At 62.6% G+C, this 12583-nt stretch carries 11 protein-coding genes and 3 pseudogenes; 5 read left to right on the top strand and 9 right to left on the bottom strand.

The window, feature by feature from the left end; genetic code table 11:
• Positions 1 to 9: 9 nt before the first annotated feature.
• The 8 genes and pseudogenes from ACR9YP_RS09330 to ACR9YP_RS09295 form a co-directional block, all read right to left on the bottom strand.
• Positions 10 to 690: a TetR/AcrR family transcriptional regulator gene (locus ACR9YP_RS09330; RefSeq protein WP_474219478.1), complete on the bottom strand. Its 681-nt coding sequence runs from the start codon at positions 688 to 690 to the stop codon at positions 10 to 12.
• A gap of 447 nt (positions 691 to 1137) precedes the next feature.
• Positions 1138 to 1527 carry a Ku protein gene (locus ACR9YP_RS09325; protein ID WP_474219477.1) on the bottom strand — a complete coding sequence of 130 codons (390 nt, stop codon included), beginning with the start codon at positions 1525 to 1527 and terminating at the stop codon, positions 1138 to 1140.
• 26 nt (positions 1528 to 1553) lie between these two features.
• Positions 1554 to 2837, bottom strand: a pseudogene (locus ACR9YP_RS09320) (NAD(P)/FAD-dependent oxidoreductase).
• Positions 2837 to 4057, bottom strand: a pseudogene (locus ACR9YP_RS09315) (pyridoxal phosphate-dependent aminotransferase). The pseudogenes ACR9YP_RS09320 and ACR9YP_RS09315 overlap by 1 nt, the downstream one beginning before the upstream one ends.
• A 31-nt stretch (positions 4058 to 4088) precedes the next feature.
• Positions 4089 to 5654 (bottom strand): L-piperidine-6-carboxylate dehydrogenase, encoded by a 1566-nt coding sequence (gene amaB / locus ACR9YP_RS09310; RefSeq protein ID WP_474219475.1) that lies wholly within the window; start codon positions 5652 to 5654, stop codon positions 4089 to 4091.
• A 96-nt stretch (positions 5655 to 5750) separates the two neighbouring features.
• On the bottom strand, positions 5751 to 6293 hold the full coding sequence (locus ACR9YP_RS09305) for a 2-oxoadipate dioxygenase/decarboxylase family protein (protein WP_474221008.1): 543 nt from the start codon (positions 6291 to 6293) through the stop codon (positions 5751 to 5753).
• A 45-nt stretch (positions 6294 to 6338) separates the two neighbouring features.
• Positions 6339 to 6497, bottom strand: a pseudogene (locus tag ACR9YP_RS09300) (helix-turn-helix domain-containing protein); the annotation flags it as partial.
• Between the two features lie 441 nt (positions 6498 to 6938).
• On the bottom strand, positions 6939 to 8153 hold the full coding sequence (locus ACR9YP_RS09295) for an MFS transporter (RefSeq protein ID WP_474219474.1): 1215 nt from the start codon (positions 8151 to 8153) through the stop codon (positions 6939 to 6941).
• Between the two features lie 787 nt (positions 8154 to 8940).
• Between ACR9YP_RS09295 and ACR9YP_RS09290 the strand changes: the two genes are divergently transcribed.
• Positions 8941 to 9093 carry a hypothetical protein gene (locus ACR9YP_RS09290; RefSeq protein WP_474219473.1) on the top strand — a complete coding sequence of 51 codons (153 nt, stop codon included), beginning with the start codon at positions 8941 to 8943 and terminating at the stop codon, positions 9091 to 9093.
• Between the two features lie 298 nt (positions 9094 to 9391).
• On the opposite strand, the gene ACR9YP_RS09285 is transcribed toward ACR9YP_RS09290, so the two are convergent.
• The gene (locus ACR9YP_RS09285; RefSeq protein WP_438103047.1) at positions 9392 to 9583 is read right to left on the bottom strand and encodes a CsbD family protein; all 192 of its coding nucleotides are present in this window, start codon (positions 9581 to 9583) and stop codon (positions 9392 to 9394) included.
• A gap of 214 nt (positions 9584 to 9797) precedes the next feature.
• Between ACR9YP_RS09285 and ACR9YP_RS09280 the strand changes: the two genes are divergently transcribed.
• From ACR9YP_RS09280 to ACR9YP_RS09265, 4 genes are all read left to right on the top strand, one after another.
• Positions 9798 to 10118, top strand: coding sequence for a hypothetical protein (locus ACR9YP_RS09280; RefSeq protein ID WP_474219471.1), 321 nt, complete (start codon positions 9798 to 9800; stop codon positions 10116 to 10118).
• Between the two features lie 12 nt (positions 10119 to 10130).
• On the top strand, positions 10131 to 10757 hold the full coding sequence (locus ACR9YP_RS09275; RefSeq protein ID WP_474219470.1) for a hypothetical protein: 627 nt from the start codon (positions 10131 to 10133) through the stop codon (positions 10755 to 10757).
• A gap of 404 nt (positions 10758 to 11161) precedes the next feature.
• The gene (locus ACR9YP_RS09270) at positions 11162 to 11530 is read left to right on the top strand and encodes a DUF2946 family protein (protein ID WP_474219469.1); all 369 of its coding nucleotides are present in this window, start codon (positions 11162 to 11164) and stop codon (positions 11528 to 11530) included.
• Positions 11531 to 11580: 50 nt separating this feature from the next.
• Positions 11581 to 12582: a hypothetical protein gene (locus tag ACR9YP_RS09265; RefSeq protein WP_474219468.1), complete on the top strand. Its 1002-nt coding sequence runs from the start codon at positions 11581 to 11583 to the stop codon at positions 12580 to 12582.
• Position 12583 lies beyond the last annotated feature (1 nt).

The following is a 12583-nucleotide window of genomic DNA, read 5'->3' as shown; positions in this document are numbered from 1 at the left end:
TGCCGCTCGCTATCGAAGGGCTTCGCCGCTGCGACAGGCCGTCAGGAAGAACGAAACGCTCTCCGCCACGTGCGCGCGGATCTGCGGCCTCAGCGACTTGGGATCTTCGCCCATCACCGCCCGCAGCAGCAGTGGCGCAACCACGAGGTCGAGGAAGAATTGGGCGGTTCTGGTCAGACGTTCCGGCGCAAAGGCGGCATACAGCCTGTCCTGCGTCGACTGGGTCACATCCTCCAAGATGGTGGCGGCGTGATGAGTGCCGCGCTCGCGCATCATCCGTCCGACCTTGGCAAGGTCGGGGAAACGACGCGCTTCGGCAGCAGCCAGTCGCATGAAATCGATGCTGTCGGGGGCGAGCACGTGCTTGAGTATCTCACTTGCCAGAGCCGTGAGGCGCTCCTCGATTGTATCGCCCAGCGATGACGCGTTCTCGTATCCCTGCCGCACCTTCTCCGAGTTGCGGATCGCGATCGCAGCGAACAGGGCCTCCTTGGTGGGAAAGCGCGCATAGATAGTTCCCTTGCTTGCATGAGCAAGGCTCGCGATCTCCGCTACACTGACGCCGGCGAGCCCGCGCGCCAGGAACAGCTCGCGCGCGGCATGAAGGATCCGCTCGTCGACTTCGGCAACCAGTTCCTTCGGGGGACGGCCGGCGCGGACTGCTCTCTCGGGGGCCTTGGCCCTTGGCACCTTCTCTATTCCCTCTCCTGGATGACGTTGGCGCGGACGGGACTCATGGAGCAAAAAACATCCGTGCTGCACAAGGGTTTAACGGACAATTCGAACGAAGTAAATAGTACCGAATGGTACCGATACATTGAATGCCCTGCGACGATATATTGTGTCCCGTTGCCGTCACACTCACGCAGAGCGTTCGGCCAGCAATAGCGCGGTCTTGCGGCGTCCGTCGTTCGCATGACCGTGGGTAGCTTGCGCGATCGGCATGAGCATCTCCTTCTGGCCGGTCGCCCGCTTCTTCGGCTTCTTGGCCGGCTTAGTTAGTCTTCGCCGGCGCGGCTTCCTGACCCACTCCGCCGGAGCGCCTCCATCAGATCGACCACGTTCCCGCCTTTCGGTCCCCTTGGGGATGACCTTGCCGGCACGCTTCTGATTAATGAGTTTGACCTGCGCGCTTTCCTAGTGATCCTCAAATTTCTCTGGCTCGAAGGTGCCTGCCTTCTGGTTCATGATATGCCTGGCAAGATCCAGCATGTTCTTGGTCACCTTCACGTATTGATCTCGCCGAAATATTCCTGCCGTTGCCCACCTCATAAGGGTACCGCTGCAGTGTGCCGACCAGCCCCTGTCCATTGGCTCCAGCGCGACGATGTGGTCGCGGTTGGTGAGCACCACCCGCCCGATCGCGACCTTGTTCATCTCGCGGATGCCCTCGCGGATCACCGCGAAGGCGTCGTGCCCGACCTTGCCGTCCGGACGCAGGCAGTAGGGCTGAATCAGATATCCGGGGTCGATTAGACCTTGTCCACGAACTCGTCGTCTCGATCGTGCGTCTGGATTCGAGCGCAACCCCCTCCAGCTCTTCCTTCTGCGGATCAGCGCCGCGCTTCGGTCAAATGAACGAGCTGCGATCCGGTGCGATAGAGCGATTCCCGCGCGGCCCGAAAGCGCGGCTCCTCGAGCGGGGCGACCGGAAGCGGAAGATCTTTTCCCGCGACCTGACCGAGCACGTAGGATGCGAGCACACCGCCGAACACCGTGCCTGGCGCAATGCCGCGGCCGTTATATCCGCTGAAGGCAATGACATTGCGGTCGAGCTTGTGAAAGCGCGGCAGATTGTCCGAGGTCATGCCGATCATGCCGAATCAGCCGGCCTCGAACGCGATGTCGGCGAGCTGTGGAAACAGCTTGCGCAGCGAGCGGATCGCCCAGGCCCGGTGGATCGCCGCACCGCTTCCCGCGAGCGCACCGACGCTGCCGTACACCAGCCGGCCTGCGCGGTCGAAGCGAAATGAACTAAGCACCTGCTTGGTGTCCCAGGCGCCCTGCCGCTCGGGCAGGATCGACGCGCGCGGATTGTCGGACAGCGGCCGGGTCGCGAAGTTGAAATACGGCAGATGAATCTGCTCCTGCCGAAGCTGCGACCACTGTCCCCGCGCATAGGCGTCGGTAGCAATGATCACCCAATCCGCGCGCACCGATCCCGATGCCGTGTCAACCTTCCAGCGCGAGCCGCTGTCGCTGGCGGAGAGCACCGCGCTCTCGGTGAATATCTTCACGCCTGCCGCGAGCGCGACGCGCGCCAGGCCGCGAACATAGGCGAGCGGCTGAATCGTGCCGGCGCGCTTGTCCAGCAAAGCGCCGGTGTAGTCGCCGCCGCCGATCTTGTGCCGCGTCTCTTCGGCGTCGAGCACCTCGACGGGCGCACCGCGCCGCTGCCACTGCTCGGCCCGCGCCCTGATCTCGTCCAGGCCGTTGCGTCCGACCGCGCAATGCAGCGTGCCCGTGCGCTCCGGCTCGCAGGCAATGCCGTACTTCTCGATCAGGTCGAACACCTGCTGCGGCCCGCGGCCGAGCAGATCGATCAGCCGTTCGCCAAAGGTCTGACCGAGCGTCGCAGTGAGGGTATCAGGCATGACCCACATGCCGGCATTGACCAACCCGACATTGCGTCCCGAACCTCCGAAGCCGATTTCGGAAGCTTCCAGCACGGCCACGCGCACGCCGGCCTCGGCGAGATGCAGCGCCGACGACAATCCGGTATATCCGCCGCCGATGACGACGACATCGACGTCGACCTCGCCTGCGAGCGGCGCGGTCTGCGGCGCAGGCGGCGCCGTCAGCTCCCACAGTCCGTGCGATGTCGGATCGCCCTGCATCAAGCAAGCTCCATCGGTCCCATCAGGCAAACCGCCTTGGCGATGCCCCGACAGGCCTCCGAAAGTTCGGCGGTCGAGGTGGCGTAGGAAAGCCGGAAGTACGGCGCAAGCCCGAATGCCGAGCCCGGCACCACGGCGACGCCGACGCGGCGCAGAAGATATTCGGCGAAATCGGCATCGCTCGCGATACGCCGGCCGTCCGCGTGGCGCGGCCGATCAAGCCTTCGCAACCCGCAAAGGTGTAGAACGCGCCCCCGGGAACGCGGCTGTCGATGCCGTTCAAGGCGGCCACGACGAGGTCCCGCCGTGCCTGCAACGAGCGGCAGCGCTCTCTGACGATAGCCATCGAGCCGTCGAGCGCCGCGAGTGCGGCGGCCTGGCTGATCGAGGACGGACATGACGTCGACTGGCTCTGGACCACGGTCATGGCGCGGATCAGCGCGGGCGGCCCGCCCGCATAGCCGATGCGCCAGCCCGTCATCGCATAGACCTTGGAGACCGCGTTGACGGTGAAGATGCGATCGCGCAAGCCCGGCTCGATCGCGGCCGGTGTCGCGAAACGGAAGTCGTCGTAGACGATGTGCTCGTAGATATTGTCGACCATCAGCCAGACCTGTGGGTGCGCGACCAGCACGTTCAGGATCGGCCGGTCATCGGCGTCGGCATAAGCCGCGCCGGTCGGATTCGACGGCCAGGTTTTGAGCATCACCCACCGGGTCCGCAACGTGATCGCGCGCACCAGATCGTCCACGACGAGGCGAAAGCCGTTGGCCTCCTGGCACGGGACCAGCACCGGCTTGCCGCCCGCAATCAGCACAATATCGGCGTCGGTCACCCGGTAGGGCGTCGGGATGATGACCTCGTCGCCGGGCTCAAGCGTAGTCATCATGGCGTGGAACAAAGCCTGCTTCGCCCCAGCCGCAACCGCTATCTCCTCGGATGCGAAGTCGGGGCCATTGTCGCGCTTGAACTTGGCCCGGATCGACGCCTTCAGTTCCGGCATGCCGTCGAGCGCCGTATACTTCGTCGCGCCCGCCTGCATCGCGCGTGCTGCGGCGTCCTTGATGTGGATCTGGCGTGTCGAAGTCGGGCTCGCCGGTGCCGAGCACGATGACGTCCCGCCCCTCGCGCTTCAGCTCCGTCGCAAGCCCGGTGATCTTCAGAATCTCCGACACACCGATGGGCGCCAGACGGCTCGACGGCCGGAACAGCGGCGACATTGCAACGGAGCGTTCACGTCTTGCGCCTTTCTCACACCACGTCGAACTTGACGCCCTGCGCCAGCGGCAAGGTCCGGCCGTAATTGATGGTGTTGGTGGCGCGGCGCATATACGCCTTCCACGCATCGGAGCCGGATTCACGCCCGCCGCCGGTTTCCTTTTCGCCGCCGAATGCGCCGCCAATTTCCGCGCCGGACGGGCCGATATTGACGTTGGCGATGCCGCAATCGGAGCCGCGTGCCGACAGGAAGGCTTCGGCTTCGCGCAGGTCGTTGGTGAAGATCGAGGACGACAGCCCCTGCGGAACCGCGTTGTGCAAATCGAGCACCGCATCGAAATCGCTGTACTTGATCACATAGAGGATCGGCGCGAAGGTCTCGTGCTCGACCGGCCCGGTCTGCGCCGGCATCTCGACCAGCGCCGGACGGACATAGTGGGCCTCGTCGGCGCCCGCGATCGCAACCCGCTCGCCGCCGTGAACCTGCCCGCCCGCGCCCTTCGCGGCCTCCAGCGCGCCCTGCATTGCGCGATAGGCCGCGCTATCGATCAGCGGGCCGACCAGTGTGCCGCCGTCGAGGGGATTACCGACCGTCACGGAGGCATAGGCGCGCTTCAGTCGCGGCACGAAGCTGTCATAGACGCTTTCATGGACGAACAGGCGGCGCAGTGTCGTGCAGCGTTGGCCGGCCGTTCCCATCGCCGCAAAGGCGACACCGCGCAGCGTCAGGTCGAGATCGGCGGTCGGCGCGACGATCGCCGCATTGTTGCCGCCAAGCTCGAGAATTGCGCGCGCGAACCTTTTTGCCAGCCGCGGACCGACCGCACGACCCATCGCCGTCGAGCCGGTGGCCGACACCAGCGGGACCTTCGCATAATCGACCAACGCTTCGCCGATATCCCGGCCGCCGAACAGCACCGCAGAGAGTCCTTCCGGCGCGCTGCCGCCGTCCTGCCCGAAGCGCGTCAGCGCGCGCTCGAACAGCGCATGGGTCGCAAGCGCGGTCAGCGGCGTCTTCTCCGACGGCTTCCAGACAATGCTGTTGCCGCAGACCAGCGCCAGCGCCGCATTCCATGCCCATACGGCCACCGGGAAATTGAACGCGGAGATGATGCCGGTGACGCCGAGCGGATGCCAGCTTTCCATCATGCGGTGGTCGCCGCGCTCGGTCGCGATCGTCAAGCCGTAGAGTTGGCGCGACAGCCCGACGGCGAAATCGCAGATGTCGATCATCTCCTGGACCTCGCCGAGGCCTTCGGATGTGATCTTACCGACCTCGATCGACACCAGACGGCCGAGTGCCGTCTTGTTGGCACGCAACTCCTCGCCGAGCAGCCGCACCAGCTCGCCGCGCTTCGGCGCCGGCACCAGCCGCCAGGCGCGAAACGCCGAGTCGGCGCGTTCGATATCCGCATTTGCGGCGACGACGCTGGTTTCCTTGACCCCTGCGATGATCTTGCCGGTGACCGGCGAGCGGACCACGAGCGAGCCTTCCGTGTAGCTGCTCCTGTCGACGCCGAGTGTCGAAAGAAGCGTGTCGGCTTCCTTGGCAAGATCTGCGTTGCGGGACTGTGGGTGCGCGGCGGATGTGGCGGACATGGCGGTTTTCCCAAGCTCGGCGTTGATTGAATTGTCGCAGCTGCGCTCTTCATGCGCGAGCGACGCTCCTTTGATCGAACTGAAGTGGTGGTTTCGTCAATCCTTGTTCCTCCTCACGCCGTCGACCGGAGTCGCAATTCGGCCCCGCCGAGCTCGTTCAGCGCCCGATCGAGCGAGGGTCGCTCGGCCTGCGCATAGAGTTCCGGCTCGTCGTGATCGGTCGCTCCCAGCGCCGAACGCAGTTCGGTTCGAATCCTCGGCATAGTTCTTCTGCGCGTTGCCGCCGAATTTGGACTGGAAGAAGTCCGCATACACGATCGGATCGAAGCGAAGATGACCCTTCGCGACCAGTTCATCCACCGACAGCGTCGATGCCGGATTCCTGCGCCGCCCAATGCCCGCGTCCGTTGCGGAATAGCGGAAGAACGCCAGCCCCTGGGCACGCAGCTCGGTGCTTTCATCGGGAAACTGCTTCAACAGCTCCACTCCATACTCGCCTGTGTGCGCGTCGCTCGCGCCAAACTGAACTTCGCGACGCACGGATGCAAGCAGTTCGTCGTACAGCCGGCGTCCCTTAGCAGTGAGCGCTGCATCGCGCTGCTCGATCTCGCCGAACCGTGCGGTATGCGTGCCCGCGATGCAGTCGCCGACATTGTCCTTAAAGATGATCGGCTCTTCCAGCCGCGGCTGGACCTGCCGCTCGTACTCGAAGGCGGTCTCTCCCGACCTCAGCACCTTCCGAACCGTGTTCCGCGACACGTTCAGGTCACAGGCGATCTTCTTTATCGTCTTGCCCTTGATGTGCTCGCGCCGTATCCGCGCAATCGTCTCCGCAACCAGCATCCCTGACCATCTGCTTCATTCCAAAGCAGGCAGCGCAACAGCCCAACGTTAGGGGCAATTTTGGACGCCGATCCCAGGCTTGCTCGATATTGCAAGCCGAATCACATCACAGCCTCACGGCGCTCCGGTACGCTCATCTGTGTCTACCCGACATCGTTACGCGCTTCTGGCAAACAAGGACTTCCGGAACGCCGACGGTTGCTTGGAACTTGGCGGTGCCGGACGATGCGGTATCGTCGTGCCCCCGATGTTCCGCGACGACTACATCAACGGCATCAAATTGCTCGTCGCCCCGCCGAAGTTCACTCCGGCGCCGCTCGTTCGCGCTCTTTTGGAGGCACAGCGGATCACCAACGCAATAATCGCTAACGGGACTTGCGAATAGCGCCGCAGTCGATAGCGCAGTCGCTGAGCTTGGGATGCGCGGCCCTGCGTGCCCTATCATCCGTCCTCGCCAGGCGCTGCGGAGTCAGATTGGCGAAGCAATGCCGCAGCGAGCAAGGCGGATAGAGCATAGCCGACGCCGGGCATTATAAGCGCAACCCCGTAGCCAAATCTCGCCGCGACAAACCCGCTCGCTGCGAAGCCCACCAACGCGAATGCCGCCATTGCCGAAGTCAGGAACGTTACATCTGTTCCCGCTTTGCCCGGCCTGGCGAGTCCGAGAAACCAGCTCGTGAATGCAACATGCTGGACGGCGAGCGCCGCGAACACCATCCCAACGCTCGCGACAGCGCTCATGCTTACGCCCAAATAGCGATCGATAATCGATAGCCCTCCAAAACCGATGGCCAGGACAGCGCAGCCCCATAACAAGCCTCGGTGCGGCGCCATTCGCGTGAGGATCGCGCTAGTCAGCGGGGCAATGATCGTATACGTGAATACGTTCGAGAGCGCACCGATCCAGCCGATATCTGCCGCGGCAAAGCCGATATCCACGAGCCGCAACTGCACCGTTGCGAAGGCCACAGCGATTCCGATAACGCCGGGCGCGATCAATGCTGAGGTCGCCCACAGGCGCTTATTGCGTAGGATCGCGAAGACAGACAGGTGCCGCGGCGTGCGCAACCGGTCCTTGCAAAGGAGCGGTTCAGGAATGGCAAACACCCATCCAACGAAAACGGCGAGCATCAGCGCCAACCCCAGCAAAGCCGGACGCCAACCGACAATCTCAATCAATTGGAGGCAGACAGCGCCGCCGATCACGTGTCCGATGACTCGGCCCCAACCCAGCAGCGCGGCCCCGAGCGGCCGCTCGCTGGAATCGAGGGCGTCCGCCATGTAGCCCAAGGTTGCGATCCGTTGTGTGGCGGCAATGGTCGCAAGCGCGAGAGAGACAAGAAAAACCGGCACGAAGTCGGTCTCCGGGTTCAGAAATGCCATCGCTACCAACACAGTGGTACTGGCGACTTGAGTCACCAGTATCCATGAACGTCTCAGCCCGAGACTGTTGAGGCTCCATCGATCCACGACGGGGGCCCAAAGAAAGTTGACGGTGAAGGCAACGAATGCCGTGCTATACAAGCCGACGAGTTCCAGGCTGGCGCCGTTGCCCCGGAGGATCACCGGAATGGTCGAATAGATGAACGCGATCGCCAGGTACTGCTGACTGGCCAACGCAACCATTCCGATACGTGGCATGTAACGACTTTCCATCAACCTCTTCCTCTGCAAGAGCCATCTCGTGTGCGCACCTCGAGCACGGTTGAACAGGCGACGGATCGTTCAGCGCAGCCGGCTGGTGTGCGGCTTCCGGATATCGAGAAAGGGCTGAGGCCGAAGACAGCTCGTCGTTTAGATCGTTGGTCGCTCACCTTGCGGCGACTTCCGCTTACGCGCCGAGCTGCCGTATTGCTTCAAGAAGCAGTCCTGCCTGGTCCCAACCTCGCGCTATATCATTGTGGCGCTCGCACAATGAGGAACGGGCAAACGCTGTCGCCTCGACTGCGTTTCAGGACCCAGCGTTGGCGGTGATTACGGGACCAACTTCGTGCAGACGCAATTGGCCACAAAGACCTTGTTTGCCGCGGGCCCATGCCGGCCGAAAGCCCGCCGATTGGCTGCGCAGCTAGCGAAAGGCGCAATCCTTGTGGTTCTGCAAGAACGAACTCTAGATCTCATCAAACACTCCGCTGCACCCTCTCCTTTCAGCCGAGCGCCGTGAAACCGGCGTCGGTGACGGTGATACGATTGAAGCAAGCAGCGTGCCGCTTGAAATCGAGGATCTCGAGCGCCTCGTATTGGGTACGCGCGTCAAGTTTGGGACATTCGTCTCAAGCCTGACATTCGCGCTGTCATTCGGCGGCAAGAACCGCGCCAAACCACGCGCAATATCCTGAAGCACGCCCGCGAGTTCGTGCCCGGACGGGAAGCTCCGAAGCTCGCAGCGGCTAAACGGTGGGTGCCTTGGCTGTGCGCTTTCACGGGTGGCCACGTTGGCGAGATGATCCAGATTCGCAAAGAGGACCTCCGGCGCGAAGGCAAGCTCTGGGTGCTTCACGTGACACCCGAGGCGGGGCCGGTGAAGACGGATGAAGCCCGTGATGTCGTGCTCCATCGACAAGTCATCCAGGAAGGCTTCGTGGCGTTCTTTTGAGAAGTCGAAAGGCGGCTATCTTTTCATTGATCCAAAGGCCGGCGAGTTAGGCGTGCGCAATGCGGTGAAGACGGCGCGTAACAAGGTCAACGAATTCGTCCGCGAGGCGGTGAAGGATAAGAACGTTGATCCAAGCCACGGTTGGCGGCACCGCTTTAAGACGGTTCCCGCTGCGGACCATGTCCTCCGAGGAGGAGGTGGCCGACCCGGAGATCTCCCGGTTCCGACCTAGGCAGTCCCAGTGGCAAAAAAAATCCGCCCGAAAGGGCGGCTAGTTTTTGATTTTCGCTTCTTCTACCTATTTCTTGAGAGCGTCGGCGGCGTCGCGCGCTGCATCCTTCACATTTCCCGCAGCGTTGTGGGCCGATCCCTTGGCCTTATCGATCTTGCCTTCGGTTTCCATGTCCTTGTCGCCAGCAAGCTTGCCGGCACCTTGTTTGATGGCGCCTTTTACCTTGTCAGCAGCGCCCTTCACATGTTCGCGGTCCATAATCGTGTCCCTTGCTGTCCGGAAGATTAGCCCCGCCTCTGCCTCGGGCGGCGCAAGGCAAGTAAACGGGACATTCTGGCAATCGTTCCAAATGCCTCATCTAGTCAAGCTCGGTCAGCACGAGCGTGCTGCGGCACTCCGCATCTTCCCCAGAAGCAACCAATTCGAATCTCACTTGTTGTCGCTCGCACAATCAGTTGCAGGAGACAAAAATATGTCACGTCTAAGTTTGCTGGCCGCGACCTTGTTGCTGCTCGCGTCTGCCCCCGCGGGCGCTCAGTCACAGCCGGCACAAAGCGGCCCGGGCAACAACGCCGTCAACAGCTCCGATAAGAACAATTCCAACGCGCCGGTTTCGGGCCGCAACAGCTTCACTGAGGGTCAGGCGAAATCGCGGATCGAGGACGCGGGGTATTCCAACGTTTCCGGCCTGCAGAAGGACAATGAAGGTGTCTGGCGCGGCAAGGCCGACAAGGCGGGCACCAAGACCGACGTCAGTGTCGACTTCCAGGGCAACGTCAATCCGGCAAAATAAGGAGCAGGTAGCATGACGACCACCATCTCTCGCCTCTACGACAATTATTCCGACGCCGAGCGGGCCGTCACTCGGCTTGAGAGCGCCGGGGTACCGCACTCCGACATCAGCATCGTCGCCAACAATTCTGACAATTGGTACGGTTCAACGAGTGGCAAAGTCGACCGCGACCGCGACGGGGTCGATGATCGCGCGGAGGGAGCCGGCGCGGGCGCTGGCATTGGCGCTGGCATCGGCGCTGCGGCAGGCCTTCTCGCCGGCCTCGGCCTATTGGCCATTCCCGGCCTTGGGCCCGTCGTGGCTGCGGGATGGCTCGCCTCCACAGCCGCGGGCGCAGTCGCGGGCGCTGCTACAGGCGGCATCGTCGGCGCGCTCACTCAGGCCGGCGTCTCCGAGGAAGACGCATCGCGCTATGCGGAAGGAGTTCGCCGCGGTGGCACGCTCGTCTCCGCGAGGGTGCCTGACAACGATCAAGCGCGCCTCGATGGGCTTCTCGATGAGAAGTCGGTCAACCTTCAGGAGCGCAGCTCCGCTTGGCGGAAGGCCGGCTGGAGCGACTTCGATGCCGCAAGTCCGCCGTTGTCTCCGGAGGACATCGGCCGAGAGCGCGAGCTGTACGGCGCAGGTGCGCGGCGATAGGTCTAGTCAATACCGACAAGATAAAGGCCCCGCACTGGCGGGGCTTTTTGCGTAGACCGCCACGGCGAACTCAGGCTAGGTGATGTTGCCTTGCCCGACGGCGAAGTACGGTTCGCCTCCTAAATGGTCTGCTGATTGGGGCAGACCGGAAGTGACCCAGCGCCAGTCAAATCGGCGCTGTTGACCCTCAGCAGAAGCGCCCCATCGGTCACATATCAGCCTACCGTCAGGAACGGCCATTCTGGGTGCGCGGAGATCGCCCGCCGGAGAGCGGGCGCGCTTTGTGGCCGCAGCACAACACAATCCGTTAAATCGTTGGATGCACGCTCCTTCTGCGCCTCGTCGTAGCCGCCTGCCTCGACCATGGCCCCTCATTACGATAGCCTTTGGCGCGTGGTAAACCCATGCGTCGACGGCTAGAACGATCTTTTCCCATCCTCCTGCTCGCGCTGGTGATGCAGATCCTGGCGCTGATAGCTGCGTGCTGGGCTACGACGCTCGCGATAGTCGATCCGCTGCAATCCGCGAGCATTTGCCATGCGAGCGCAGGCGATGGTTCGGGCAACCAGGATCGCGAAAACTTCGCGCATGATGGGCTTTGCGCGGTTTGCGTGTCGCACGCGGGAGCAGCGGTCGATGCGCCAAGAACGAATGCCATCGCCGCTCACCCAGGTCAGGTTCTGATTGTTCTCTGGCCGGAAGTACCGACGGCACTCCGGTCGGCCCGGATCGGCTCGAACACCCAAGCACGTGGGCCTCCACGGTCGATGTGAGCACGGCGGCCTACGCCGCTGCATTTCACGTCGATTTGCGGAGACCTTTCATGTCCATCTCTCGTGCGCGTGCGGGCCTTTGGGGTGCCGCAATCGCGCTTGTTCCTCTTTCCGGAAGCCTGGCTCACGAAATCGTGGGCAACCGCTTCTTTCCAGCGACGCTCGGCATCGATGATCCCGGCGTGAACGATGAGCTGTCGTTACCGACCGTGGACAGCTTCAAAACAGGCGACGTTCCTCCCGTTCGGCAGCGGGATGTATCGGGTGAGATTTCCAAGCGAATTACCGAAGATTTCGCGATCGCGCTGGGGTCGACCTACACTTTCCTCAGTCCTACCGATCCAACCCTCCCCGGAGCCAACGGCTTTCAGAACCTTGAAACGACGTTCAAGTATCGAGTGTTGAGAGATCCCACGCATGAGTTTGTGATGTCTGTCGGCCTCAGCATCGAATGGGGCGGCACCGGCGCGCAGAACGTCGGCGCCGATCCGTTCGACACCTACACGCCGATGCTATGGTTCGGCAAAGGCTTTGGGGACCTGCCGGACACGTTCTCTTGGCTGCGCCCGTTGGCTATCACCGGCCAGGTCGGCTACGCGATTCCGGCCAGGAATTTTACGACGACATTCGGGATTGACCCCGACACAGGCGATCTCACGGCTGATACTGAATTCCACGCGCGCGTTCTGAACTGGGGCGGAACGATCCAATACAGCATGCCGTACCTGAAATCTGCGGTCATCGATCTCGGCCTTCCGGAATTCATCAATCATCTGATCCCGCTCGTCGAATTCAACCTGCAAACGCCGGTGGCAAACACCCTGACCTCGGGCACGACGACGACAGGCACGATCAATCCCGGCGTCCTCTGGATCGGCAACAAGTTTCAGGTGGGTGTTGAGGCGCTGATTCCGATCAACCGGCAAAGCGGAACGAATGTGGGCGTAATCGGTCAGTTGCACTTCTATCTCGACGACATCGATCCGCGCGGGATCGGCAAACCCATTTTCGGCGGACCGGTCCAGCCTGCCAGTCCTTTCGCAAGGAATTGAG

Source organism: Bradyrhizobium sp. BR14999, assembly GCF_056106085.1.
This window is presented reverse-complemented; position numbering and strand designations above follow the sequence as displayed.

Coding starts and splice junctions, on each gene's coding strand:
- ACR9YP_RS09290 (WP_474219473.1), top strand. CDS start 8,941: ATGATCCAGATTCGCAAAGAGGACCTCCGGCGCGAAGGCAAGCTCTGG.
- ACR9YP_RS09295 (WP_474219474.1), bottom strand. CDS start 8,153: ATGGAAAGTCGTTACATGCCACGTATCGGAATGGTTGCGTTGGCCAGT.
- ACR9YP_RS09265 (WP_474219468.1), top strand. CDS start 11,581: ATGTCCATCTCTCGTGCGCGTGCGGGCCTTTGGGGTGCCGCAATCGCG.
- ACR9YP_RS09275 (WP_474219470.1), top strand. CDS start 10,131: ATGACGACCACCATCTCTCGCCTCTACGACAATTATTCCGACGCCGAG.
- ACR9YP_RS09285 (WP_438103047.1), bottom strand. CDS start 9,583: ATGGACCGCGAACATGTGAAGGGCGCTGCTGACAAGGTAAAAGGCGCC.
- ACR9YP_RS09280 (WP_474219471.1), top strand. CDS start 9,798: ATGTCACGTCTAAGTTTGCTGGCCGCGACCTTGTTGCTGCTCGCGTCT.
- amaB (WP_474219475.1), bottom strand. CDS start 5,654: ATGTCCGCCACATCCGCCGCGCACCCACAGTCCCGCAACGCAGATCTT.
- ACR9YP_RS09270 (WP_474219469.1), top strand. CDS start 11,162: ATGCGTCGACGGCTAGAACGATCTTTTCCCATCCTCCTGCTCGCGCTG.